The organism is Wenyingzhuangia gilva, from assembly GCF_030519655.1.
Lineage (GTDB): Bacteria > Bacteroidota > Bacteroidia > Flavobacteriales > Flavobacteriaceae > Wenyingzhuangia > Wenyingzhuangia gilva.
In genome coordinates, this window is record NZ_JAUMIT010000009.1 from 1 (window position 1) to 25,517 (window position 25,517).

Annotated in this window: 22 protein-coding genes; 15 read left to right on the forward strand and 7 right to left on the reverse strand. The window is 31.4% G+C overall.

What is annotated here, in order from left to right:
- The first annotated feature begins 365 nt into the window (after positions 1-365).
- From QVZ41_RS13605 to QVZ41_RS13645, 9 genes are all read left to right on the forward strand, one after another.
- A complete protein-coding gene (locus tag QVZ41_RS13605) occupies positions 366-776 on the forward strand; it encodes a general secretion pathway protein GspG (protein ID WP_302885185.1) in 411 nt (136 codons plus the stop codon).
- 1 nt (position 777) lies between these two features.
- The gene (locus tag QVZ41_RS13610) at positions 778-1,260 is read left to right on the forward strand and encodes a hypothetical protein (protein ID WP_302885186.1); all 483 of its coding nucleotides are present in this window, start codon (positions 778-780) and stop codon (positions 1,258-1,260) included.
- A gap of 2 nt (positions 1,261-1,262) precedes the next feature.
- Positions 1,263-2,672 (forward strand): GspE/PulE family protein, encoded by a 1,410-nt coding sequence (locus QVZ41_RS13615; RefSeq protein ID WP_302885187.1) that lies wholly within the window; start codon positions 1,263-1,265, stop codon positions 2,670-2,672.
- Between the two features lie 16 nt (positions 2,673-2,688).
- Positions 2,689-4,884, forward strand: coding sequence for a type II secretion system protein GspD (locus tag QVZ41_RS13620; protein ID WP_302885188.1), 2,196 nt, complete (start codon positions 2,689-2,691; stop codon positions 4,882-4,884).
- Positions 4,884-6,086 (forward strand): hypothetical protein, encoded by a 1,203-nt coding sequence (locus tag QVZ41_RS13625; protein ID WP_302885189.1) that lies wholly within the window; start codon positions 4,884-4,886, stop codon positions 6,084-6,086. The genes QVZ41_RS13620 and QVZ41_RS13625 overlap by 1 nt, the downstream gene beginning before the upstream one ends.
- Positions 6,083-6,595 (forward strand): hypothetical protein, encoded by a 513-nt coding sequence (locus tag QVZ41_RS13630; RefSeq protein WP_302885190.1) that lies wholly within the window; start codon positions 6,083-6,085, stop codon positions 6,593-6,595. The genes QVZ41_RS13625 and QVZ41_RS13630 overlap by 4 nt, the downstream gene beginning before the upstream one ends.
- 215 nt (positions 6,596-6,810) lie before the next feature.
- Positions 6,811-8,028 carry a DNA cytosine methyltransferase gene (locus tag QVZ41_RS13635; protein ID WP_302885191.1) on the forward strand — a complete coding sequence of 406 codons (1,218 nt, stop codon included), beginning with the start codon at positions 6,811-6,813 and terminating at the stop codon, positions 8,026-8,028.
- A gap of 1 nt (position 8,029) precedes the next feature.
- Positions 8,030-10,219: a sensor histidine kinase gene (locus QVZ41_RS13640; protein ID WP_302885192.1), complete on the forward strand. Its 2,190-nt coding sequence runs from the start codon at positions 8,030-8,032 to the stop codon at positions 10,217-10,219.
- 3 nt (positions 10,220-10,222) lie between these two features.
- Positions 10,223-11,515 (forward strand): hypothetical protein, encoded by a 1,293-nt coding sequence (locus QVZ41_RS13645; RefSeq protein WP_302885193.1) that lies wholly within the window; start codon positions 10,223-10,225, stop codon positions 11,513-11,515.
- Between the two features lie 783 nt (positions 11,516-12,298).
- Here the strand turns inward: QVZ41_RS13645 and QVZ41_RS13650 are convergent.
- Complete coding sequence (locus QVZ41_RS13650) at positions 12,299-12,550, reverse strand: hypothetical protein (RefSeq protein WP_302885194.1); 252 nt, start codon at positions 12,548-12,550, stop codon at positions 12,299-12,301.
- A gap of 47 nt (positions 12,551-12,597) precedes the next feature.
- Here QVZ41_RS13650 and QVZ41_RS13655 point away from each other — a divergent pair, with 47 nt between their 5' ends.
- Positions 12,598-13,029, forward strand: coding sequence for a DUF6943 family protein (locus QVZ41_RS13655; RefSeq protein WP_302885195.1), 432 nt, complete (start codon positions 12,598-12,600; stop codon positions 13,027-13,029).
- A 249-nt stretch (positions 13,030-13,278) separates the two neighbouring features.
- Here the strand turns inward: QVZ41_RS13655 and QVZ41_RS13660 are convergent, their stop codons facing one another.
- From QVZ41_RS13660 to QVZ41_RS13670, 3 genes are all read right to left on the reverse strand, one after another.
- Positions 13,279-13,488: a hypothetical protein gene (locus QVZ41_RS13660; RefSeq protein ID WP_302885196.1), complete on the reverse strand. Its 210-nt coding sequence runs from the start codon at positions 13,486-13,488 to the stop codon at positions 13,279-13,281.
- 215 nt (positions 13,489-13,703) lie between these two features.
- A complete protein-coding gene (locus QVZ41_RS13665) occupies positions 13,704-14,099 on the reverse strand; it encodes a DUF5675 family protein (RefSeq protein ID WP_302885197.1) in 396 nt (131 codons plus the stop codon).
- A gap of 4 nt (positions 14,100-14,103) precedes the next feature.
- Positions 14,104-14,859, reverse strand: a complete 756-nt coding sequence (locus QVZ41_RS13670; RefSeq protein WP_302885198.1) for a hypothetical protein — start codon at positions 14,857-14,859, stop codon at positions 14,104-14,106.
- Positions 14,860-15,017: 158 nt separating this feature from the next.
- Here QVZ41_RS13670 and QVZ41_RS13675 point away from each other — a divergent pair, with 158 nt between their 5' ends.
- From QVZ41_RS13675 to QVZ41_RS13690, 4 genes are all read left to right on the forward strand, one after another.
- On the forward strand, positions 15,018-15,221 hold the full coding sequence (locus tag QVZ41_RS13675; protein WP_302885199.1) for a hypothetical protein: 204 nt from the start codon (positions 15,018-15,020) through the stop codon (positions 15,219-15,221).
- Between the two features lie 408 nt (positions 15,222-15,629).
- The gene (locus tag QVZ41_RS13680) at positions 15,630-16,181 is read left to right on the forward strand and encodes a phage integrase SAM-like domain-containing protein (protein WP_302885200.1); all 552 of its coding nucleotides are present in this window, start codon (positions 15,630-15,632) and stop codon (positions 16,179-16,181) included.
- Positions 16,182-16,213: 32 nt separating this feature from the next.
- A complete protein-coding gene (locus tag QVZ41_RS13685; protein WP_302885201.1) occupies positions 16,214-19,117 on the forward strand; it encodes an FAD-binding and (Fe-S)-binding domain-containing protein in 2,904 nt (967 codons plus the stop codon).
- A gap of 344 nt (positions 19,118-19,461) precedes the next feature.
- Complete coding sequence (locus QVZ41_RS13690) at positions 19,462-20,706, forward strand: DNA cytosine methyltransferase (protein WP_302885202.1); 1,245 nt, start codon at positions 19,462-19,464, stop codon at positions 20,704-20,706.
- On the opposite strand, the gene QVZ41_RS13695 is transcribed toward QVZ41_RS13690, so the two are convergent.
- Together QVZ41_RS13695 and QVZ41_RS13700 are read right to left on the reverse strand one after the other, a co-directional pair.
- Positions 20,679-21,443, reverse strand: coding sequence for an Eco47II family restriction endonuclease (locus tag QVZ41_RS13695; RefSeq protein WP_302885203.1), 765 nt, complete (start codon positions 21,441-21,443; stop codon positions 20,679-20,681). The two genes, QVZ41_RS13690 and QVZ41_RS13695, sit on opposite strands and share 28 nt — an antisense overlap.
- Positions 21,444-21,603: 160 nt before the next feature.
- Positions 21,604-22,734 carry a cysteine desulfurase family protein gene (locus QVZ41_RS13700; protein WP_302885204.1) on the reverse strand — a complete coding sequence of 377 codons (1,131 nt, stop codon included), beginning with the start codon at positions 22,732-22,734 and terminating at the stop codon, positions 21,604-21,606.
- 188 nt (positions 22,735-22,922) lie between these two features.
- On the opposite strand from QVZ41_RS13700, the gene lon reads away from it, so the two are divergent.
- Complete coding sequence (gene lon, locus QVZ41_RS13705; protein WP_302885205.1) at positions 22,923-25,373, forward strand: endopeptidase La; 2,451 nt, start codon at positions 22,923-22,925, stop codon at positions 25,371-25,373.
- A gap of 55 nt (positions 25,374-25,428) precedes the next feature.
- Here lon and QVZ41_RS14610 read toward each other — a convergent pair whose 3' ends face one another.
- A complete protein-coding gene (locus QVZ41_RS14610) occupies positions 25,429-25,512 on the reverse strand; it encodes an IS3 family transposase (RefSeq protein ID WP_420896129.1) in 84 nt (27 codons plus the stop codon).
- Between the last annotated feature and the right edge of the window lie 5 nt (positions 25,513-25,517).

Genomic DNA, 25,517 nt, shown 5'->3' on the forward strand with positions numbered 1-25,517 from the left:
TAGAGAGATTTTATACCATTTATCTACGGGTGTTAAAATGAAAGACTTACCTAAAAGAATCAATTTATCATTGGCAGGTATTGAAAGACGAAAAAGAAATCTAAAAGACCTTTTTAACGTCGAGAAAAGAGGAGACAAATATCTAGTTGACATAGCCAAAGAGAAAGGTTTTGTGTAAGTCTAAAAAACCATACAAAAACTAAGGTTTTACAATACGATTACCTTCTCTTCAATCTATATATTTAAAGATTAAAGAGAAGATGGTGCTACAATACCATTCTTAGAAATTGTCTTGTATAATTCATCATATCCAAAACCACATTTCACTGAACATCCTCAAAAGTATCTTTAGATATAAATCAACTATGAAACAAAAAATACGTACTAAAATCCCCAGTTATAACTTACAAGAAGTATTGATTGTACTTGTTATTATCGGAATTTTACTATTGTTAGCTTTACCCAACTTAATGCCCTTAATTTCAAAAACAAAAAGTGTAGAAGCCCAAACCCAGTTAAAATTTATATACAACTCTCAAACAACGTATAGGTATATGTATTCTAAATATGCCAATGAATTATCAGAAATTGATTTTGAGGCTCCTAAGACGGTGAAAGAAAATGGAACGAGTAATTATCAATATGAATTACTAAATGCCAATAACAATAGTTTTAAAGCCAGAGCAACCGCAGTAACAGATTTTGATGGGGATGGGGTGTTAAATGTTTGGGAAATTGATGAAATGGGCGTTCCTAAACAAATCGTAAAGGATTAATATGGGGTTCTTAAATTTTTTATTGGGAATCACTTTTGTAAGTATCTTTATTCAAGATTATAAAAACAGGGAAGTGTATTGGTTTTTATTTCCATTTGTTGCTTTTTTATGTGGAATATTATTTTACCAAAACACCCTTAGTGAATTGTTGATCAATGCCTTGGTGTTGAATAATTTGTTTGTATTGTTATTGATTCTAATTCTTTGGCTATATAGCAAATTAAAGCTTCGTACCGCTTTTTTTAAAACCATTGGTTTAGGAGATGTTTTGCTGTTTTTTGCAGTGTCCTGTTCTTTTTCTACCATTTCATTTATAGTGATTTTTATAGCAGCGTTAATTTTTTCATTAGGAATACATCTTTATGTGACTAGAATTGCTGAGTCTAATACTACAGTTCCGTTAGCAGGGTATATGAGCCTTTTTTTTCTGATTGTTTACATGTTTAATTGGGTAGGAATGCTAGAAGTAGTATATAAAATATAATGATGATGGAGAAAGATTACAAAATAGCGACTTCTTTATTACAATTAATCAGTAGTCAACAAGCATATTATTATAAAATAATCCCTGTTGATTTTAAAAATGAAATTCTTTCATTAAAAACACATAAGCCTACAGAAAATCTTAAAAGAGAGTTACAGGTCGTTTTTGGAAAACAAATAGAGTTATTAGCTGAAACTTCTGAAAATATCCAATTGCTTCTGTCTAATAATTTTAGAAAAACAGAGGCTCATCAAACAGAAGATTTACACTATACCGAAGATTTTTTAGAAAATCTATTATTGTCTGCCAAAGACATAGGGAGTAGCGATATACATTTTGAACCTTATGAACAAAAGTGTAGGGTTCGCTTTAGAATTGATGGAAAATTAAAAGAATATTACATCATTGATTTGTCAGAATATCCGGTCATTGTAAACAAACTTAAAATTAAGGCTGGATTGGATATTTCTGAAAAACGTTTGCCTCAAGATGGTAGAATTACCATAAAAACTTCACAAGATGAGTTTGACATTCGTGTGTCTAGTTTACCAACCTTACATGGAGAGAAAATAGTACTTCGTATTTTAAGTAAGGATGCCAATCATATTGATATAAATGAGTTGGGTTTTTCCGTGAAGGAATTAAAAACGTACAAACAGACCATAAAAAAGACAAACGGAATTGTCCTGATATCGGGTCCTACAGGTTCTGGAAAAACAACGACTTTATATGCAACCTTAAAATTGCTCAACGATGACAAAACAAATATTGTTACTATTGAAGATCCTATAGAATATACCTTAGAAGGAATCAATCAGGTACAATTAAAAGAAAACATAGGGTTAGATTTTTCTAGTGCTTTAAGAACTTTTCTACGTCAAGACCCTGATATTATTATGGTAGGGGAGATACGTGATGTAAAAACGGCAAATATGGCTATTCGAGCGGCTTTGACAGGACATTTGGTGTTATCAACCATTCATACCAATTCAGCCTGGGCAACCATTTCAAGATTGATAGACATGGGGATTCCTGCATTTTTAATAGCAAGTACACTAAATGTTAGTATTGCGCAACGTTTGGTCAGAAAATTATGTGATGATTGTAAACAGGAAAAACCAATAACGAATGAAATTTTCCCAGAAAATTTTAGCGTTCCTAAAGATTTAACAAAGCATCATGTAGCGATGGGTTGTCCAAATTGTTACCATACAGGGTATGTGGGAAGAAAAGCAATTTATGAAATCATTCCTGTAACCAAAACACTAGTACCACATATCAAACAAAACGATTTAGAAATTAATGATTATTTGGTGGAAAATGAAATTTACAGTTTAAAACTAAATGCTATTTCATTAATAAAACAGGGGGTGACTTCCGTAGATGAAGTATATGCCTTATTAATTGATTGATATTCTAATGATGATTATGAAAAAACTACTCTATATATTTTTATTAACTACTTGTACTTGTTTTTCACAAAATGAAGAAAAAAGAATACAAACAATCCAAAACCAGTTAGAACTGTTAACGGGAGAAATTAGCGGCTTGTCTGAACAAGCCAAAACAGAAATTAGTGTACATAATATTACTTTACCTAATTTTATTTTGGCTATTTCAAATACTCATGGAATCAATATTAATGTTGCTCCAGAACTTAGGAATATAACAATTTCTAATAATAATTTTTCAGGTGTTAGGGTGATAGATCTTTTGGTTTTTTTATGTAAAGAATATCAGTTAACCATAGAGTTTACAGGAAGTATTCTATCAATTAAAAAGTATGTTACACCTGTAGAAGTTCCTAAAGAAATTCCTGCTTATATAGCTTATCAGCCAGAAAATAATAGCATTTCAATAGATGCTAAAAATCATACGCTTTATAGTGTTTTTAAGACCATTATGGATAAGAGTGCTAAAAATTTGGTTTTTGCTCCGGGATTAGAAAACAAGTCGATTACCTTTTATGTAAAAAACACTCCTTTTGAGGCTGCCCTGGATAAATTAGCCTTGGCGAATAACTTATATGTCCATAAAACAAAAGATGATTTTTATGTGTTTGAAGAAGAGACCTTAGGTAATTCTAATCAAAAAAATGCTAGAAGAAGAAAAGGACAGAGTGATATTTATAAGCTGATAGACGTAGATCGTAAATTATTAGAGGTCAATTTTAATAAGACATCTATAGAAACCATTATAAAAGAAATAGGAGAGGAACTGAATTTAAATATTTTTACAGCAACCCCTTTAGAGAAAGCAGGGAGTGTTACATTTAAAGCAAAAAATATATCATTTGATGAATTGTTAATAAAGATTTTCGAATCTCAAATGAAATCATCTACTCAATTGATGGGGAGTGTTAATGATAATAATAGCAATAGAGATCCTCGTCAAAGTGTAAGTCAACCCATAAGTTCAAGCGAAAATTTCATTTTTAAAAAAGAAGGTGATATTTATTATTTCGGAACAGAAAATCAATTAAGTGTTCGTAAAGTAGAAGTCATTCATTTAATGCATCGATCAGTTGAGCTTCTTTCAGATCCTTCAGGAGGTGGTGTAAGTAGTAGAACGGTAGGTAGGAACAATTACAATTCAAACTCCTACAACAATAGCTATAACAATTCATATAGTCAAAACTATAATAGTCAATCGAGAAATAATTTGACTTTAAACAACAATAGAACCTCTTTGAGTAATTCAAGCTATCATGGGAATACTTCATCTTCTTCGGCTCCTTCTAAAACCATTGAAGAAATTATACCTGCTGAAATTTCAGAATCATTAGAGATTAAAGTTGACCATGAATTAAATAGTTTATATGTAACGGGATCTAGTACCAAAATAGAACGTTTGAAAAAGTTTATTGAATATATTGACAAAACTGTACCCGTGGTGTTAATTGAGGTGATGTTTGTTGAAGTGAATAAAATCAATAAAGTCGAAACGGGAGTTAGTTGGGCTATTGGTGAGGAACCAAAAAAGACTTCAGGGAAATTGTTTCCTCAAACGGATTTAACTTTAGGAGCTCAAACAATCAATAAAGTCATCAATGGATTTAATGGCTTTGATCGTTTAAATTTGGGAAAAGTAGTGCCTAACTTTTTTGCAACCGTAAAGGCCATGGAGAAAAATGGAAATTTAAAAATTAAATCTACACCAAAATTATCTACCTTAAATGGTCATAGAGCTACTTTTTCTAATGGGGAGACTTCTTATTACACAGTAACACAAAGAAATATATATGGGACAGACAATCCTCAAACTTCTGAAATTACAAATTATGAACCCATAGATGCTGAATTAGGAATTACGATTAAACCTTTAGTTTCTGGTGATGGACAGGTAACTTTGGATATTTTTGTAATACAATCTAGTTTTGGTAGTCGTATTGATAAAAATGCACCTCCAGATATTAGCTCTAAAGAATTTAGCTCTATTATAAGGGTTCAAAATCAAGATATTGTGGTTTTGGGTGGTTTAGAAAAACAGGTGAAAGATGATAGCGGTGATGGAGTACCATTATTGGCTAGAATTCCAGTGATTAAGTGGTTGTTTAGTTCAAGAAAAAGAGAGGATTCTAAAACAAAACTCACGGTGTTTATCAAACCTACAATCATTTATTAATGTTTCAGAATCTAAAAACATATCTGTTATTTGGTACTCATTTTTGTGGTGTAGAACATACCACCACAAATGGTAATCCTATTATTTATACCAGTCTCCTAAAAAAATCTAAGAATAAGGTTGATGTTGAAAATTGTTTTGCTTCAAAAGAGTTAAATGAAGTTGCTACAAGGTTACATAAAAAGCAAGCTCTTTTTTTAATCATCAATAACGAACATGTTTTAACAAAGGTTCTAGACAATGAACAAAGTGGAGGTTTAAAATCAGTAAACAAGGCTTTTCCTAATATTAATATCTCTGACTTTTATTATGAAATCATCCAGCAAAAAGAAACTATTTTTATTTCAATTTGTAGAAAGTCGTATGTAAATACATTGATTGATCAATATCATCAATTGGGATTTTATATTACCTGTTTTTCTTTAGGGAACAATATCATGTCAAGCACAGTTTCTTTTATTGACAAACCACTACTAAAGACCTCCAATGCATTGTTGACTATAGAAGCATCTTGTTTAAAAAAGATAGAATATAAAGACGAGATGATAGAAGAAGCGTATGATATGAATGGTTTAAAAGTCTTAAATCTTTATATGTTAAGCACCTCAGCAGCTTTGTCTAGTATTTTGAATCAATATCAATCAGAAACAAATGCTAAAGAACAAATAGAGAAACTTCTTTTTACATTTAAACAGACTCGTTTTTTTAATCAATTTTTAAAATTTGGTTTAACATTTATTTTGTGTCTGTTATTGATTAATTTTTTGCTGTTCAATTTCTATTATAATAAAGTAGAAAGTTTAAATCAAACCGCACAGTTAAATCAGAGTACAAAAATCAAGATGATAAAACTAAAAGAAGAAGTAACAAAAGCTAAAAAGACAACAGATGATATTTTAAAAAGTAGCACTTCTAAAAGCTCTTTTTATGTGAATCAAATGATTCAAAGCATTCCCAATAGTATTTTATTATCAGAGTTATCATATCAACCATTACAAAAAAGAGTCAAAGAGAACAAACCAATTCTTATTGAAGAGAATATCATATTAATTTCTGGAGAGTCTAACAACAGTGTGCTGTATTCTAATTGGATTGCATTACTAGAAAGTAAGGAATGGGTAAAAAAAGTAGAAGTATTATCTTATAGTGATGCTAAAAAATCAATTTCGTTTTTTAGCATAAAAATCAAAATCAATTCATGAAATACCAAACTAAAAATAAAGTACTAGTCATTGGTTTTGTTGTGGTATTGATACTATGTTATCAATTGGCTATTTCTAATACAGTTGTCTTAAAAAATACCTATCATAATTTAAAAGAAGAAGAGTTGTTATTCAAAAACACACCTAAGCAGCTGTCTTTACTAAGTCAACAAAAAAAGTATTATGATACACTTTTAAAAAAATATCAAATGGATGGGGGATCTATTCAAAACAATCTTTTAAAAAAGATCAATAGTTTATCCCAAGAACATCAGTTAAAAGTCGTCGAATTCTTAGAGCCTCATGTATTCTCAAATAATGAGATGATGATTAAAACCTATCAATTTACAGTTGAAGGAGATTATAATGCCATTATTAAGCTCGTAAATCACTTAGAGCAACAAACGGTGTTTGGAGAAATCATCAATTTACATTTTGAAAAAAAGCTCAACTTCAGAACAAATAAAAGCTATTTGCAAGCACATGTGTTGTTAAAGAGTTATAGTTGATTTTAATTTGGAAAAAGTGTAAATTCGAGTTGTTTTCTAAAGATTATTCTTAAGGATTATAGTTGATAAATAACAATTTAAGTAATTGTTGCCTTTAAAAAATAAAATATTTCATTTTTTAAAATTCTATAAAACATAGTCATTCTTTAAAACTTTTTTTGTACGTACCAGGTTAATTCGCTTAAATAACATATTTTTGGATATATTATATTGTTATGAATTTTATAGATTTATTTTCTGGAGCAGGCGGTTTATCCGAAGGCTTTATAAAGGCTGGTTTCACTCCTATAGCACATGTAGAGATTGATTCAAGCGCATGTAATACTTTAGAGACTAGGTTGATTTTTCATAAACTTAAGCATGAAAACAAATTAGACCATTATTATGACTATCTCTTAGGTAATATTTCTAGAGAGAATTTTATTATAAATAATGGAAATAAAGAAATATTAAACTCTGTGATTAATACAGAGATTGGTGGAAATAATAATAGAGATATTTTTAATAAGATTAATGCATTAGCAGGAAACAAAGAAATTGATTTAGTTGTTGGAGGTCCTCCGTGTCAAGCATATTCTTTAATTGGTAGAGCTAGGGATAAAGATGGAATGAAAAATGATTCTAGAAACTATTTATATAAAGAATACGCTAAGTTTTTAAAAGAATATCGCCCCAAAGTATTTGTGTTTGAGAATGTATTAGGTTTAATAACAGCAAATGAGGGTAAGTTTTTCACAAATATGAAAGCTTACTTTAAAAGAATTGGTTATGAATTAAATCACACAGTTGAAACATCATCAGATTTTGGTGTATTACAGAATAGAAAGAGGATTATTCTTGTTGGATGGAGAAAAGATATTGATTTTCAGTTACCAGAATTTCAGAAAACGGCGAATATTTGGACGGTAAGTGATCTACTGACAGATTTGAAAAAATTAAAACCAGGGGAACAAAACAATATAACTAAATATAAAGCCGATACTAATGAATACTTGTCAAGGTTTGATTTAAGAAACGGTGTTGATTTTGTAACACAGCACATAGCTAGGCCTCATAACGAAAGAGATTTAGAAATTTATAAAATCGCTATCAAAAACTTTGAAAAAGGACAAAGATTAAAATATCCTGATTTACCTGAGAGATTAAAAACGCATAAAAATCAAAAATCTTTTATAGATAGGTATAAGGTAGTAGATTCTAATGGATTATCGCATACCATGGTAGCCCATATAGCTAAAGATGGACATCATTACATTTATCCTGATCGAAAACAAGTAAGATCATTATCTGTGAGGGAAGCTGCAAGAATTCAATCATTTCCAGATGATTTCTTTTTTGAAGGAGGAAGAACGGCAGCCTTTAGACAAATAGGAAATGCTGTACCTCCTCTAATGGCAAATGAAATTGCAAATAAAATAAGAGAACAACTTTAGAATGGAAAACATTAAACACTTTAAACCAAAAGCACACATTTTAAGATTGTTAGGAGAAGAACTTATAAAAAGCCCTATAATGGCTATATATGAGTTGGTTAAAAATAGTTATGATGCTGATTCTAGTTTTGTAAATGTTTCTTTTTCAAATATTCAAAATATTGATGAGGCTAAAGTAATAATTGAAGATAATGGTACTGGATTAACAAGTGAAGTAATAGAAAATGTTTGGCTTGAACCAGGTACCGACCATAGAAAACCAATTGATGATAATGGAAATCGCGTAATTAATAGAAGTCCTGTTTTTAATAGGGTTCCAATGGGTGAAAAAGGAGTTGGTCGATTTGCAGTACATAAGCTAGGTAACGTAATAAAATTAACAACTCGTCCAGCTAAAATAATAGTCAATGAGTCAGGTGTAATAAATAAAGAAGTTTTAGATTATGAAATTACATTAACAATAGACTGGATAGCATTTTCACAATCTAAATATTTGGAAGACATACCAATCACTTGGCAAACAAATAAGGATGAATCAAAATTTCATTTTAAAGAAAATTCAGGTACACTTATAGAGGTAACTTCATTAAAAGAGCCTTGGACAAGAAGAATGGCTAGAAGTTTAAAGCGTAATGTAGTTTCAATGGTTTCACCTAAGAGTGATTTAAACAGTTTTAAAATTAACTTAGAGTTTGGAAATAATTGGCTTGAAGGGTTTCCAGATGCAACGGAAGTTTTAAAGATTGCACCTTACCATTATACTGCTATTTTGGATGAAAACTATAATTTGGAAGTTGATTATGAGTTTAAACTTAATTTAAATCCAGAAATTGGAGAAAATATAATAAACGATTCTAAAGAAAATGTAAGAGGCTTATTAAGACCTAAAATCAGGGAAAGAATGCTACAAGACTTAGTAGATACTGATGAAATTAATGAAGTTCTTAATAAATTAGAAGAGTCGAAAAATCCTTTTGGTAACATCATGGTTGAAATCCATTCATATGATATGGATCCGGATTCATTTAAAGATTATACATATGATTCGAAAACGGTTAAATCTGTTCTGAAAGAAAATTCAGGTATAAAGGTGTTTAAAGATGATATGAGAGTTTTTAATTATGGTGAACCTGGAAATGATTGGTTAAATATTGATATTGAAAGAGTTCAGAATAAGAAATGGTTTTCCAATAATCAAGTAATCGGAACAGTTTATCTTGACTCAATTAATTCAACTAAATTAATTGAAAAAACAAATAGAGAGGGGTTTGTAGAAGACAATAACTTCTCGATATTTTATGATTGCATCCGCTTAATTATTGAAGATTTTAAAGTTAGAAGGCAAAAAGATCGTGAAAAATGGTTAGCATTAAATCATAAAATTACACATAAGAAAAGCTATAAAGATCAAACCTCATTATTTAATGATTTAATAGATTCTACTGATTTTTCAGATAAAGAAAAAAAAGAAAAATTAAAAATAGAAGCTGAAAACCTTCAAAAGGATTTTGAAGAAAAAAAGAACATACTCTTAATTCCTGCAGGTGTTGGTATGACAGCATCTGTTGCTCTCCACGAAATAGAAAAATTAGTACCTAGAATGAAAGAGGTTATTAATGCTACTCCATTTTTACCAGCATTAGGTAACGAGAAAGTTAACGAACTTAATGACTATGTACAAGGTATTTTATCTGTTTTAAGAAAAGGAGGATCCAAACCAATTAATATAAAAGAATCAATAGAGAAAGCAATTTCAAATTATAGTTACAAATTAAAATCTAGAAAAATTGAAGTCTTAACAAATTTTGATGATACAATCGAAATTATTAAATGTGATAAAAGATACTTTATGACAATGGTTATGAACATAATAGACAATAGTATCTACTGGTTAGATACTATATATAAACACGATAAAGGTATTTATATTAAAACATATTTAGAAAATGATTTTCCAGTAATTACGATTGTTGATAATGGTCCTGGTTTAAAAGACGAGATCACTGATTTAGTAAGACCTTTTTTTTCAAGAAAAGATGATGGAATTGGTATAGGATTATACTTAATTGATACAATTATGATGAAATATGGAAAATTTGAAATGCTTGAAGAATCTGAATTAGAAAATATTGAAATACCAGAAAAATATAGAGGAGCAGCTCTTAAAATAACTTTTAATAAAAATCAATAGTTTATGTTAACATTTGAGCCTAATATTGTCTTTATTGATGATAAAGAAGAACAAGTAAATGGTATTATTAAATTGTATAGAAATGAAGGTGCTGGTGTTAAATTCTTTAATGCAGATTTAGTAGATGGTGATCCTTTACCAAACACTCAATATACGAACGTAAACTTGGTTTACCTTGACTTATATTATGGTAATGATTTTGATATTGAGTTATGTTTAGGGTGGATAGACAGTATTATTTCAAAAAATTCTTTTTACATCTTAGTTATTTGGTCTAAAGACACTCATCATGCTCAAGAAGTCATACGGGAGTTAGAAAAAATAGAAAAAAAACCATTCGTTACTTTTGTAGAAACAAAAAATGAAGAATATAAAAATGAAGACAGCTCTTTTAAATGGAATAAACTTAAAGAAAAAATTAATTCAGAATTAATAGCTATCTCTGAAATCGAAGAGCTTTCTATTTGGAAAAAAAGTATACTAAATTCATCAAATATTGTTATCGGTCATTTATCAAAAAACACTAATACTGATGCGTTAAGAAAAAAATTGCAAAAGATAATTATAGGTCATGGAGGAACTTTTCTTATTGGTACAGATAAAGAAAACACAAAGAGAGAGGTGTTATTTGATGCTTTAGATAATATTCTTACATCTAATTCAAAAATTACAAGACCAAACCAGGCTGTTTCACAAGTTAATAAAGATGAACTTTACAATATTCCAGTTTTTCCAGTTACTGATATTGATTCTAAACTGAATTCTTGGTTTCATTTCAAATTGATTGAAAATAGTTTTCAATCAAATTATATTACTTCAGGACTAATTAGTTATTTTAAAAATATATCACTAAGAAAAAATTATAGCATACTAAATGATGAAGGAGTATTAAGGTTTTTGAGTAATCAAATTAGTGTTATAGAAAACAAACCCGAAATGTTTGATATCGCAGTGATAGTATCAAGACCTTGCGATATAGCTCAAAACAAGTTTGGAAAAAACTTAAAACTATTAAGTGGTGTATTAGTAAAAAAACCTGTAAGGGATAAAAAGAATAAGTTTAAAGGTGCTAGTAAAGAACCATTGTCATTAAAATTATATGATCATCTTTCTTTTTCAGATGGCGAAACAAATTGTACTTTATTATTTGATTTTAGGTATGTGTTTTCTTTGCCTCAAGAAATTTTTGAAGAAAGATTTGAAAAAGTAAAAGTTTTCAATAAAGAACTAATATCTGAAATTCAAGTTGAATATAGTGCTTACTCAAGTAGATTAGGTATTACTCAAATAATTTAATACTACGAGGTAAAGCGGTGTTCCTCCTTCAATCGTCAGCAAACAACCCCGCCAAACCCATAACACACTTTTTTTAAGCTTTCCTATTATTTTTAAAGTTCAAAAAAAGAGTGTTATTGCCCTTTGGGTTTTCGCTACGCTCCAAGTTTATCACGGTTGTTGCGTTCCTCAATCAGTCCTCACGGCAATTCCTTTGTCTGCTTTTGTCACTTCACTTCATTCACACTCATGGCTTCGGTTCATTTCGTTCAGCCACAACACATCCAACCATTGCCATAATTTTAGCTCGCCTTGCAGGTCGCTACGGGCTGCGGTTCTTGATTGTGTTGCCTCCGCCCTCGGCCTGTCCTGAGCCTGTCGAAGGGCTCTAGCAATTAAATCTGCACCCTTGTGTATTGTTCCGTTTCTCTCTAGGTTTTTGTTTGAAAAAATACAAAAACCTGCCGTTCAACTCCACACATAGCTGCAAACCACATTCGTTCCTCATGCTTTTCTTTGCAACACCCGTTGCTCCACTCGCAAGGCGGCTCGCTAGCGCTTGGTCTGTGTCCGCAAACCGTTCCACTATTTGCACACTCAGCCCACCGTTTGGCTCAAGGCTGTTTTACCTCATTTCAGTCCATCGATACATTTTATAAAAAAGAAAACATTTAGTTTATCATCATAAGAAAGTTTACAATTCCAATTTGCAATGTGCTTGCGGTCGGTAATAATTTTTATTCTAATCTGATTGTTTAAAATATACCCACCTCAGCACCGTACAGCAAGAGGTTTTTCATTCCACTACGTTACATTACAAACCACTTGCTTTAAGCCTTTGAAAAGAAAGATATTATTTAAATAAAAAAGGTTGCAAATTTCGTTGCTTTCCTTCATCCAACGCTTAATGCTATCAAGTTCAAGCCCTCCGGGTTTTGATAAAAACTTTGATAACTTTCTCAATACCACCCAACACATTTGCCATCCAAACTTTTTTCCAAAAAGCTTGACAGCATCTGCCACAGCAACAATGTTATAGGCATCTTTTTTCTCCAAAAAAATATTGTTGCGGAACGCAGTGTAGCAACTTTAATTGGATAGCTATGCACTTTTTTGAAATCAAAACTCACCGAGTAGGGATGACCTACGACCAACCACACTTTTTTATTTTAAACAAAGGATTGAACAGTGGTAAACCGCTGTACAATCCTTGTCCGAACTGCTTTGTGGTGACCACCACAACAGAAGAGGATAAAAACACTTTATTTCATTTATCAATGATGCTTCAAATAGGCGGTTTTTTCGCCTATTATTTGAAAGGAAGTGTCATTCCATTTATCACTATAAATGATTGTTATAAGGCTTTAAAAGAAGGTTTGTCTTTAAATGCTGAGGTTGTGAAACATATACAAATCATTAAAACATTAACCAAAGAACAAATCAGATTGACACAAATGCTTTCTAAAATAGACCAACTAAAACAAGCTTATATACAATCTTGTTTTTCTCAAAAGAAGCATAAAATCAAGGCATAAAAAAAATCTCCTGATCAAAAGACCAGGAGATTTTAATATTTTGCCAACAGCTAATAGCTAAAGGCTAACAACTAGAAGTTACTTCAAAAAAATCTTACGTAAAAGGAGCGATACAAAGAAGCTGACCACAGCACCAATGACCGCCATGATAACCGTGAAATAAACATCGTGTAGTTTGATATTCGCTAGGGTAGTAAATAAAGTACCTCCAAACACCGTTGATTTTAATTGAAGATTTCCCATAGCTTTTTAGTTTTTATCAGACACCACAGCTTGACTGACCGCAGTAGCAACTGTTCCGGCTACTGCTACATATCCGGCAATACTAATCACAGCAGCAGGTAAAGCAATTGGGGCAGCCAAGATGGCCCCACTTGCAGCTGCAAGAGCCAAACCAATGTTTCTAAGTTTTCTAAAAAATGAAGGTGTCGGTTGTGTTAATCTTTCTTGAATATTCATGATTTTAATTTTTTAGGTTTAATAATATCGACATACAAGGTTATTGCGTTATAAAAGCAACTGAAATTCGCGTTAAAACAAATGCTGTTTGAACGTTAGTGAGTTCATTTGTTTTAGAGGATGAAGTTTGCTTTTTAGCAATGTTCTTGAAGTCTTGATTTTTTGGTTCATTTTGCATCAAGGCAAAAGAACAGTAAGTAAAAATTTTATTCTTTTTATGATTGAATAATCAACCTTATGACTTCATTTCTATCAAAAGCCTGATAACATTTAGAAACCAATTTGTTTAATAAATTTTTGGAAGAAGTACCTTTTCCAATACCTGATAAACAAGTTACAGGAGCGATACAGCCTTTAAGTTCTTTCAAAGCATCATTGGCAGGATGAATCAAAATAAGTGTCCTATTTTTAACATTTTCCAAAATCAAATGATGTCCGAATTTTTGAGAATACCTTGGTTTCAAAATGTAAGTTCCCTCTGGAATACAAGAAACATTTCTATGATTATTTAACCAGGGCAACTCGATACAGAATCCAAAAAAAGAATCATGGATAAAGAGAGCACCGTTGGTACTCTCTTTAAAATAAGTTCTATGTAAATGGATATCCATGTACTTACACTTTTTCAGCAATCTTGATTGCTAAAGCATTGTAAGAACCATTTTTCAATGGGTACATTTCACCATTTACTTCTTGATAGAATTCAACACCTAAAACTTGTACAATTGGAAGTACAGAGTTTGCAGGAGCAGAAGCAGTCAAGTCAATGATAGCAGTATCATTACCATCATATGGTAAAATTGCTGTTTCATCATTGTCAAAAGCAAAAGCTTCATTTTCAAAGTCCAACTCAGCAACCCCAGTCACAATTTTAAAATGTGTAGTTCCAGCAGGAGCAGCAATTTGCACGTTTGGTTTAAACACTGGAATGTTTACCGTTGCATCCCCTGTTACACGATCAAAAGCATGCGTGTACAAAGCAAAAAGAGTAGACCCTAGTTTACCATTGATGTTGAATTCAAAGTTTGCTAACAAACCAAAAGTTCCTCCTTGAATGGTTCTTTGACCACGTGGATTTCCAGCATCCGTTTTTACTACTTTTAATACTTGAGTAGTCAATCTACTAGTCACACGTTTGTCTTTAGCATTCTGTAAAAGAATACGAATTGCATTTCTTAAAAGCTTTCCACCTTTACCAGCGGTTCCAAACTCAGAACCGTTTTCACGTGTTCTTTGAAACGCAGGATCATTTTTGATTCTCTCTGGGTCAATTCCCCCTTTACCACGAGCCAAATGCCCGTCAGTAGTTTTGTAAAAAGAAATATCTCCGATAGTTCCTTTTAGTTTGATAATACCTGTTTGTTTTGCCATAATAATATGATTTTAAGATTTATAGCAAAAGAATTAGTATCTTATATAGAAATCAAAAACAAGGTGTTATACAGGCCGTTAAAAGCTTTTCTTTCCGAAATGGTGTATATTTACCCCATGGATAAAGTATAGATAAAGCATAGTTAAAGTATAAAATCATGAAAATTACCAGAGCATGTATTTATCCAAAAGACATTCAGTGTATTACTGGAAGAAGTGAACGTTATGGTAGGAGACTTTTAAAAGAGATTAGAGAATATTTTGATAAGCAACCCCACCAATTTATTACCTCTGAAGAATTCGCTGAATATAGCGGGATAAATATTGAAATTATCAATCAATATTTGAAACAGGTTTCATAAAATTTAACATCATTTATATTGATTTATAGAGTGTTAAGTCGTAAATTTGTATAGAAGAATGGAAGTGAAATGAACGTATATTTATACAAATAATATGTTCACAATTCGGTCAACACATTTTATAGGGTTACTATAAGCAGTATAAATACGGGGCATTTATAAAAGAGGTTCGAATCCCTCTTTCTCCGCAACTTTTATCACAAAAGTGCCCAAAACCTTATAAACTGTATGTTTATAAGGTTTTTTTATTTGTGTTGATTTGAATGAAAACCAAAATATTTCATATATTAGGTCAGTAATTCGGTTAGTACAATTTAAACTTTAAAAATACTAACCTCTTTACCTTGAAAAGATACTATTAGTTTGATTTGACTTTCGTCCTATGTTTCACCACAAAAGACGATTACTATGGTATCATCAAACACTTATTCATTACTTATCTGGTTGTACACACAAAAGATTGAACCAGGATACGCAATTATTTATTTTAGAATTACCATTAATTCTAAACGATCTAATATTAGTTTAAACAAGAAAATTAAAATTGATTCTTGGGATAATTCTAAGTCTAAAATCAAAGGAAATTCCAATGAAGCTAGAGTTCTTAATCAGTTTATAAAAGAAGAAGAAGCTAAAGTATCCAATGCTTATAGAGAGTTAGAGCTTGAAGGAAAATTAATCACATCACAACGAGTAAAAGCAAGATATTTAGGTTTAGATACTCAAAACTATTCTTTTACTGACCTCTTTAAATATTACAATTCCCTTGCTAAGGACAAAGTAACCAAAGACACTTTAAATCATTATATGACTACACAAAACTATATACTTGAGTATATTGAAAGTAGGTATAAAACCACAAATGTTTTTTTAAAAGAATTAGATTATAAGTTTATCTCAGGTTTTGAGTTGTTTTTATATGAAACAAGAAACTTTTGTTTTACACTACTATTCGTATAGAAATTTCATTCCATTTATTTATTTTTAAACTTATGAACAAATCACTAAAAAAATTAGAGAAGCAATTAGAAGGGAGTCTTTTAACAGATAAACTCCATAAAAATATTTATGCTACCGATGCCTCTGTGTACAGAAAGATTCCGATGGGCGTTGCTTATCCTAAATCTAAAAGTGATATAAAAAGATTGATTGATTATGCCAATCAACATCAAATAAGTTTAATTCCACGAACAGCGGGAACCTCATTGGCAGGTCAATGTGTGGGAGATGGTTTGGTGGTAGATGTTTCAAAACACTTTACTCAAATCTTAAACTACAATAAAGAACTCAAACGAATTACTGTTCAGCCAGGAGTGATTCGTGATGATTTGAATCGTTTTGTTCAAGCGGATGGTTTGTTTTTTGGACCCAATACTTCTACTGCTAATAGATGTATGATAGGGGGAATGGTGGGAAACAACAGTTCTGGAACTACTTCTATTCGTTATGGAGTGACACGTGATAAAATTATTCGTTTGCAAACGATTTTGAGTGATGGAAATGAAGTGGTTTTTGAAGCGATTTCTGCCGATGTTTTTAAACAAAAAGCAACTTTAGATTCTGTAGAAGGATATATTTATAAAATGATATTAAATCAGTTTTCTAAACATGAGGTTCAGCAAGAAATTATTAAAGAATTTCCCAATGCAGATATCCATAGAAGAAATACAGGATATGCCATTGATGAACTGTTAAAGTTTGAAATGTTTGGAGGGACTGAAAAAACAATAAACTTAGCAAAAGTATTGTGTGGAAGTGAAGGAACCTTAGCTTTTACCACAGAAATTACGTTACAATTAGATGATATTCCACCCACGCAAAATGTCATGGTGGCTTCGCATTTTGATTCCGTTCAAGAATGTATGGAATCTGTGGTGATTGCCATGAAACACAAATTGTACAATTGTGAATTGATGGATAAAATCATTTTAGATTGTACCAAATCTATCCGCTCTCAACAAGAAAACAGGACTTTTTTACAAGGAGATCCTGCTGCCGTTTTGATGTTAGAAGTGGCTGCCGATACTATTGAAGAGGCTCAACAACAAGCCAATGCTTTGATTGCTGATTTCGAAAATCATGGATTTGGATATGCACATCCTAAAATTGTTGGAGAAAATATCCATGGAATTCACGATTTACGCAAAGCAGGTTTGGGGGCTTTGGGGAATTTAATTGGTGATAAAAAAGCGGTGGCTTGTATTGAAGATACTGCAGTTAGCTTGTCAGATTTACCTAATTTTATTGCTGATTTTTCTAAAATGATGAAAGAATTCAATCAGCAAGCGGTGTATTATGCACACGCTGGAGCTGGGGAAATTCATTTACGTCCCATTTTAAATTTAAAACAAACTCATGATGTAATGTTGTTTAGAACCATTACCACAAGGGTTGCACAATTGGTAAAACAATACAAAGGATCTTTAAGTGGAGAGCATGGTGATGGAATTGTAAGAGCCGAGTTTATTCCCATGATGATTGGTGAAAAAAATTATGCGCTCATCAAACAACTCAAAGAAACTTTTGATCCTAATTATATTTTTAACAAAGGAAAAATCATCAATCCATTTCCTATGGACAAAGCCTTGCGTTATGAGGTTGATAGGATGGAACCCGAAATCAATACTTTGATGGACTTTACAGAAAATCAAGGAATTTTACGTTTGGCAGAACAATGTAATGGTTCGGGAGATTGTAGAAAATCGGTTGAAGCAGGTGGAACCATGTGTCCGAGTTATAGAGCCACCAAAAACGAAAAAGATACCACAAGAGCCAGAGCCAACGCTTTAAGAGAGGTATTGACCAACAACAATGCTAAGAATAAATTTGATGATAAGACTTTAAAAAAGGTGTTTGATTTATGTATCAGCTGTAAAGCCTGTGCCAGTGAATGTCCTAGCAATGTTGATGTGGCTACATTAAAAGCTGAATTTTTATATCAATACCAAGAAGCCAATGGTTATTCTTTTAGAAATAAATTGTTTGCCAAAATAAACAACATCAATGAGCAATTTTCAGTGTTTAGTGGCTTGATTAATATGTTTAGCAATACCATTTTAGCTAAAAAAATATTGGGTATTAGCACTAAAAGAACTTTGCCAAGTCTAAAACGTTTTACTTTAATTCAATGGATTGAACATCATCAAGAAAAGTTACAGCTTCAAAATCCTATTAAAAAAGTCTATTTTTTTAATGATGAGTTTACTAATTTTTATGATGTACAAATAGGAGTTGATACCATAGAACTATTACATCAACTTAATTATCAAGTGGTGTTTTTGGAACACGAGCAAAGTGGAAGGGCTTTGATTTCTAAAGGATTTTTAAAAGAAGCCAAAGAAGTAGCCAATGTTAATGTGACTGTTTTTAGTCAGGTTATCAATCAAGAAAATGCTTTGGTAGGGGTAGAGCCCTCGGCAATTTTGACTTTTAGAGATGAATATTTAAGATTGTGTAATCATAAGGAAAAAGCACAAACAATTGCAAAAAATACTTTTACCATTGAAGAGTTTATCAGTAAAGAAATAGAACTTGGAAATATATCGCCAACTGTTTTTACGCAAGTAGAAAAAGAAGTAAAAATACATGTGCATTGTCATCAAAAATCGTTGAGTAACAGTAAGCATACATTTGAGATGTTAAACATAGTTCCAAATTATAAAGTCACCATTTTAAACACTGGTTGTTGTGGTATGGCAGGTTCTTTTGGTTATGAGCAAGAACATTACGAGGTAAGCATGCAAATGGGAGAAGATACGTTGTTTCCTAAAGTGAGAAATATTTCAGAAGAGACCCTTATTGTGGCTTCAGGAACCAGTTGCCGACACCAAATAAAGGACGGAACCCAAAGAAATAGTCTCCATGCGGTAACCGTGTTAAGACAAGCGTTGGTGTAAGTGTTTAGATCTAATAAATATGTTTTTATAGGTTTTTAATTTTTAATAATATACTATTCTAAAAAAGAAACGTTCCTCTTGATTAACTGCAACGTTTCTTTTGTGCAAACGCAACGTTCCTCTTTGTAAAGAGGAACTTTGCAGTGAAGTAAAAGTAAAGGTGCTTTTTAAAATTGCAACGTTTGAATTTAATTTTTTTTTAGATGAGTAAAATCTGACTTATAAGAATATACTAAAAAAAATTAAATATATTTTGTGCACTGTATCTGCTTTGTTTTTAAATAATATATTATTTCAATAATAAATTATATTATATTTGTAACCAATGTATAAGGTTGTGTAATATGGTTACTAAAGATTATTATTCTCTAAACGAGGTATCAGAAATTTTAGGAAAGAGTAAAGAAACGCTAAGGCGTTGGGATAGAGAAGGTAAGTTTGTTGCTGTTAGAGAACCTATTAGTGATTATAGAATTTATAAAAAAGAACAGGTTGATTTTTTATTAAAACAACTATCTATTGATTACGAAGATACTGTTAATAACTATATAAAACCTATTAAAGATTACAAAGTAATTGAACTTTTTGCAGGGGCAGGAGGGTTAGCAGTAGGTTTAGAAAAAGCAGGTATAAAATGTGTAGCTTTAAATGAAATAGATAAATGGGCTTGCCAAACGCTAAGAGAAAACAGACCTAATTGGAATATTTTAGAAGGAGATATAAAATCCTATGATTTTAAGGAGTATAAAAATCAAGTAGAAATTATTACAGGAGGATTTCCTTGTCAAGCATTTAGTTATGCAGGAAAAAAACTTGGTTTACAAGATGCTAGAGGTACTCTTTTTTATGAGTTTGCTAGAGCTGTTAAAGAAGTTAATCCACTTATTTGTATTGGAGAAAATGTAAAAGGATTATTATCTCACGATAAAGGAAAAACGATAGAGGGAATGATTTCTATTTTAGATGAAATAGGATATAATATTACTCCTGTTAAAGTTTTAAAAGCTATTAATTATAAAGTTCCTCAAAAAAGAGAACGTGTAATTCTAGTTGGAATAAGAAAAGATATTAATTTAAGATATGAATATCCAAAACCTCACAATAAGATATACAATTTAATAGATGCACTCAAAAAAGGTGAATTATATGATTGTGATGTGCCAAAATCAGAAGGTTCTAAATATCCTAAGCATAAAAAAGAAGTTTTAGAATTAGTACCTCAAAAAGGATATTGGAGAAATTTACCTTTAGATATTCAAAAGGAATATATGGGAAAAAGTTTTTACTTAGGAGGTGGTAAAACAGGTATTGCACGTAGAATAGGTTGGGATGAACCAAGTTTAACACTTACTTGTAGTCCTGCCCAAAAGCAAACCGAAAGATGTCATCCAGAAGAAACACGTCCATTTACAGTAAGAGAATATGCTAGAATACAAACTTTTCCAGACGATTGGAAGTTTATGGGGTCAATTTCTCAACAATATAAACAAATAGGTAATGCCGTACCTTGTAATTTAGGAACAGAAATAGGTTATTCTATTATTAAATTTTTAAATCAATATTATTTAAGTTTATCAAAACCAGAATAATATGCGTAATTTTCAAAAGTAATTTTATCTAGAATACTTCTTTTAGATGAAATTGAGCTTTTAGTAATTTCTTCTAGGGCTGAATTATTCATAGACTCATCTTCTTTTTTATTGGCTAAATAATCAGATATTGCTTGAGGTAAAATTGTGTATAATTCAAAAAAAGCATTCTCATTACCAGTTAATAGTTTATAAAATTGATCTCCAGAAATTTTGTAAACCCGAGAGTGACTGTATTCTTTTCCATTAATTTCACCAAACCAACTTTCATTAAAGCTATTTTTAGCTAGAATTTGTACCCAATAACACTTAGCTTGTTTATAAGTATCAGCGTATTTAGCTAATTTTTGAAATAAACTTTCAGCAGAACTACTATTCATAGTATTGTGTTTGTTTTTAATATCAGCAAACAACGTATTGTCAATTGCTTTAATATCAAATCCACTTAAGTTCCCCATTTCAAACCCTCTGATCCCTCCTAAAATTTGTTCGTGAAAAGTTCCTATAGAGTTATTAATAGATTTATCTATTTGTCTGTTTATTTCAGTCTTAATTAAAGTTTCTTCATCTAAATCGTTAAATTTAGCATCAAAAGTTAATTTTATAGTATCAATTTTGTTATTGTAAAATTTCTTTTTACTAACGTTAGCTTTAGCTTTTGTATATGATTTATGAAGATTTTCAATACACTTCATAAGATGCTCATCAGAAATAAAATTCAAATACTTATTTGCCATCTTTTAATTTTTCAATAGTAACACTAATGTAAATAATAATATTCATTATCATAGCTTCGTTGAATTAGTTTCAGTAGAAAGTAGATTTAAAACATCCTATTATAGTAAGAAAATTGTCAAAATATGAGAGTAGTAGGAGAGTTTATAAAAGTTTTATAGCCTAAACCACCCCCACAATCTCTTCCATAAAAGAATCAACTTCTTCTTTGGTGGTGAGTTTAGAAAAAGACACACGTACAGAAGTGTTTTGTTGTGCTTCATCGCTTAAAAAACTTTGGAGTACATGTGAACCTTTGTTGCTTCCGCTTTGGCAAGCAGACCCTCCAGAAACCGCAATACCTTTCATGTCTAGTTGAAACAACAACATGGCTAAATCTTTGTTAAACTGAATGTTTACAACGGTATGCGTACTTTTATCTAGCTCTCCTGAAACCCCATTAAATTTGATGTTGGGAACTTTTGTACTTAAAGTTGAGATAAAATATTGTTTCAAATCTTTTAAATAAGCAACATCATGTGCTAAGTTTTGTACACAAATAGACAAAGCTTTTTCCATCCCCACAATGGCAGCAGTGTTTTCGGTTCCTGCTCTAGAACCACGTTCTTGTTCTCCTCCTAGAATTTCTGGATGAATACCTGTTCCTTTTCTAAAAAAAGCAAAACCAATTCCTTTAGGGCCGTGAAATTTATGTGCAGCAGCAGTGATAAAATCAATTTCTAAAGCTGATAAATCTATTTCAAAATGTCCTATAGATTGTACGGTATCACTATGAAACAATGCTTGATATTGTTTTTTTAAGGCGATTACTTTTGACAAGTCTAAAATGGTTCCAATTTCATTGTTTACATGCATCAAAGAAATCAATGTTTTTTGGGTGCTATTAGCCAAAATTTCTTCTAAGTGCGCATAGTCAATCGTTCCATTTTCTAAAGTATTTACGTACGATATTTGAATTCCTTTGGTGACTAAAAAATCAACTGTATGCAATACCGCATGATGTTCTAGTGTAGACGTTACAATATGTTGTACCCCCAAATGGTGTACTGCATTTTTAAGAATAAAATTATCAGCTTCCGTTCCACCAGAAGTAAATACAATTTCAGAAGTGGTACACTGTAAATGTTTGGCAATGTTTTTACGAGCATTTTCAACAACCGCTTTGGCACTACGTCCAAAAGCATGGGTAGAAGATGGATTTCCAAAATGGGTATTCATACTTTCCGTCATCACTGTTATCACTTCAGGAAGCATAGGAGTGGTGGCTGCGTTGTCTAAATATACTCTTTTCATATGGCAAAAGTAAGCGTTCTGACCTTAATTCACCATAACAATTTTACAATTTGTCATGTTGATTGGTATTGGCATTAAAATTGTCTTAATTAGCAAAAGCGAATAATACATGCTTGATTTTCCGTACTTTTGTGTGTTCAATTGAGTATTAAAAAATTTAGACAATGTCATAATGACATTTATAAAATATGAGTAGACATAAAAACATAAAAATAGACAGTTTATCTTTTCATAACATGATTGATGAAGATTCAGATTTAATTCCTTTATTAACTCCTGAAGATGAAGCGGAAATGAATAAGGAATTGGTGCCTGAAACCTTACCCATTTTACCTTTAAGAAATACTGTTTTGTTTCCAGGTGTGGTAATTCCAATTACTGCAACTAGAGATAAAGCTATAGAATTGATTAAAGCAGTGAACAAAGGCGATAAGATTTTAGGGATTGTAGCTCAGAAAGATCCTGCTAGTAAAAATCCAACTTTTGAGGATGTATATCACACAGGAGTAGTTGCGCAAATTTTACGTGTTTTAAAAATGCCTGATGGAAATACAACCGTAATCATTCAGGGAAAAAAACGTATCAAATTAAATGCGGTAGTACAAAATGAGCCTTATATTATGGCTTCTACCACAGAGATTGTAGATGATATGTTTGTGCAAGATACAGAGGAGTTTAAAGAGATTATTCAAACGGTTAAAGAAACTGCTTTGAACGTCATTCAAGAAAATCCGAACATTCCATCTGAAGGTACTTTTGCCATTAAAAATATTCAGAGCAATTCATTTTTAATCAACTTTATTTCTTCAAATATTGATTTGTCAGTAGAAGAAAAACAAGAATTGTTAGAAATTAACAATTTGAAAGATAGAGCCATTGCAGCACTAAAAAAGTTGAATACCGAATTGCAACGTTTGGAATTGAGAAATGACATTCAGAACAAAACAAGGGTAGATTTAGACCAACAACAGCGTGAGTATTACTTGCATCAGCAATTAAAAACCATTCAAGAAGAATTGGGTGGAAACTCTCATGAAGTAGAAATTCAAGAATTGCTTAAAAAAGCCAAAACCAAAAAATGGTCTAAAGAGGTAAAAGAAACTTTTGAAAAAGAAGTGAATAGAATGAAACGTTTGAATCCTCAAATGCCAGAATATTCTATTCAACGCAACTATTTAGAGTTGATGTTAGAGTTGCCTTGGAATACATTTACCAAAGATAAATTTGATTTAAAAGAAGCACAAGCGGTTTTAGATAAAGATCACTTTGGATTAGAAAAAGTAAAAGATCGTATCATAGAACACTTGGCGGTGTTAAAATTAAAAGGAGACATGAAATCTCCAATCATTTGTTTGTACGGACCTCCAGGTGTAGGGAAAACATCATTGGGAAAATCTATTGCCACAGCTTTGGGTAGAAAATATGTGAGAATGGCCTTGGGAGGTTTACGTGATGAGTCTGAAATTAGAGGGCACCGTAAAACTTATATTGGAGCCATGCCAGGTAGGTTGATTCAGAACATTAAAAAAGCGGGAACAAGCAATCCTGTTTTTGTGTTAGATGAAATTGATAAAATGGCTGTTGGAATGCAAGGAGACCCAGCTTCTGCCATGTTGGAGGTATTAGATCCTGAACAAAATTCAGCTTTCTACGATAATTTCTTAGAAATAGGATACGATTTGTCTAAAGCCATGTTTATTGCTACGGCAAACAGTATTGGTGATATTCCTTGGGCATTAAGAGACCGTATGGAAATGATTAGCGTTTCTGGATATACCATTGAAGAAAAAATGGAAATAGCCAAAAGACATTTGTTACCAAAACAATTAAAAGAACACGGATTAAAAGCCACTCATTTAAAAATTGGGAAACCTCAATTAGAATTTGTGGTTACGGGATATACTCGTGAATCTGGTGTTCGTAATTTAGAAAAAGTGATTGCGAAATTGGTTCGTTATGCTGCCAAATCTATCGCCATGGAAGAGGAGTATGAAGTGGTTTTGACCAACGAAAAAATAGAAACCATTTTAGGGCCTGCCAGAATGGAACGTGACAAGTACGAAAACAACGATGTAGCGGGAGTGGTTACAGGTTTGGCTTGGACCAGTGTTGGAGGTGATATTTTGTTTATTGAATCTATTTTGTCGAAAGGAAAAGGATTGTCTATTACTGGGAATCTTGGAACGGTAATGAAAGAATCTGCAACCATTGCTTTGGAGTACATCAAAGCGAATGCAGAGAGTTTAGGAATTAAACAAAAGATTTTAGACGAATATAAAGTACATATTCACGTACCAGAAGGAGCAACGCCTAAAGATGGACCTAGTGCCGGAATAACCATGTTAACTTCTTTAGTATCGACCTTTACACAACGTAAAGTAAAATCTAAAGTTGCCATGACAGGAGAAATTACGCTAAGAGGTAAAGTATTGCCTGTAGGTGGAATTAAAGAAAAAATATTGGCTGCTAAAAGAGCAAATATCAAAGAAATTATTTTGTGTGAAGCCAATAAAAAAGACATCGAGGAAATTAAAGAATCTTACGTAAAAGGATTAAAATTCCACTACGTGTCTGAAATGAAAGAAGTGCTAGAAATAGCCTTGACCAAACAAAAAGTGCACAACGCTAAAAAGTTATAAAACAAAAAATCCCCTACAAATTGGACAGCCCCCAAAAAGTTGGACGGTTAAAAATTTAATTATTGATATGAGCTCGATATTTTATCGGGCTCATTCCCTTTAAAAATGATGATATTCTATCATTATTATAATAGCAAATATATT

Bases quoted from the DNA above. Each gene is read 5' to 3' on its own strand.
- QVZ41_RS13655 (WP_302885195.1), top strand. From the start codon at position 12,598: ATGCACTTTTTTGAAATCAAAACTCACCGAGTAGGGATGACCTACGAC.
- QVZ41_RS13670 (WP_302885198.1), bottom strand. From the start codon at position 14,859: ATGGCAAAACAAACAGGTATTATCAAACTAAAAGGAACTATCGGAGAT.
- QVZ41_RS13695 (WP_302885203.1), bottom strand. From the start codon at position 21,443: ATGGCAAATAAGTATTTGAATTTTATTTCTGATGAGCATCTTATGAAG.
- QVZ41_RS13620 (WP_302885188.1), top strand. From the start codon at position 2,689: ATGAAAAAACTACTCTATATATTTTTATTAACTACTTGTACTTGTTTT.
- QVZ41_RS13685 (WP_302885201.1), top strand. From the start codon at position 16,214: ATGAACAAATCACTAAAAAAATTAGAGAAGCAATTAGAAGGGAGTCTT.
- QVZ41_RS13645 (WP_302885193.1), top strand. From the start codon at position 10,223: ATGTTAACATTTGAGCCTAATATTGTCTTTATTGATGATAAAGAAGAA.
- QVZ41_RS13615 (WP_302885187.1), top strand. From the start codon at position 1,263: ATGATGGAGAAAGATTACAAAATAGCGACTTCTTTATTACAATTAATC.
- QVZ41_RS13630 (WP_302885190.1), top strand. From the start codon at position 6,083: ATGAAATACCAAACTAAAAATAAAGTACTAGTCATTGGTTTTGTTGTG.
- QVZ41_RS13625 (WP_302885189.1), top strand. From the start codon at position 4,884: ATGTTTCAGAATCTAAAAACATATCTGTTATTTGGTACTCATTTTTGT.
- QVZ41_RS13610 (WP_302885186.1), top strand. From the start codon at position 778: ATGGGGTTCTTAAATTTTTTATTGGGAATCACTTTTGTAAGTATCTTT.
- QVZ41_RS13660 (WP_302885196.1), bottom strand. From the start codon at position 13,488: ATGAATATTCAAGAAAGATTAACACAACCGACACCTTCATTTTTTAGA.
- QVZ41_RS13640 (WP_302885192.1), top strand. From the start codon at position 8,030: ATGGAAAACATTAAACACTTTAAACCAAAAGCACACATTTTAAGATTG.
- QVZ41_RS13665 (WP_302885197.1), bottom strand. From the start codon at position 14,099: ATGGATATCCATTTACATAGAACTTATTTTAAAGAGAGTACCAACGGT.
- QVZ41_RS13700 (WP_302885204.1), bottom strand. From the start codon at position 22,734: ATGAAAAGAGTATATTTAGACAACGCAGCCACCACTCCTATGCTTCCT.
- QVZ41_RS13635 (WP_302885191.1), top strand. From the start codon at position 6,811: ATGAATTTTATAGATTTATTTTCTGGAGCAGGCGGTTTATCCGAAGGC.
- lon (WP_302885205.1), top strand. From the start codon at position 22,923: ATGAGTAGACATAAAAACATAAAAATAGACAGTTTATCTTTTCATAAC.
- QVZ41_RS13690 (WP_302885202.1), top strand. From the start codon at position 19,462: ATGGTTACTAAAGATTATTATTCTCTAAACGAGGTATCAGAAATTTTA.
- QVZ41_RS13680 (WP_302885200.1), top strand. From the start codon at position 15,630: ATGGTATCATCAAACACTTATTCATTACTTATCTGGTTGTACACACAA.
- QVZ41_RS13675 (WP_302885199.1), top strand. From the start codon at position 15,018: ATGAAAATTACCAGAGCATGTATTTATCCAAAAGACATTCAGTGTATT.
- QVZ41_RS13605 (WP_302885185.1), top strand. From the start codon at position 366: ATGAAACAAAAAATACGTACTAAAATCCCCAGTTATAACTTACAAGAA.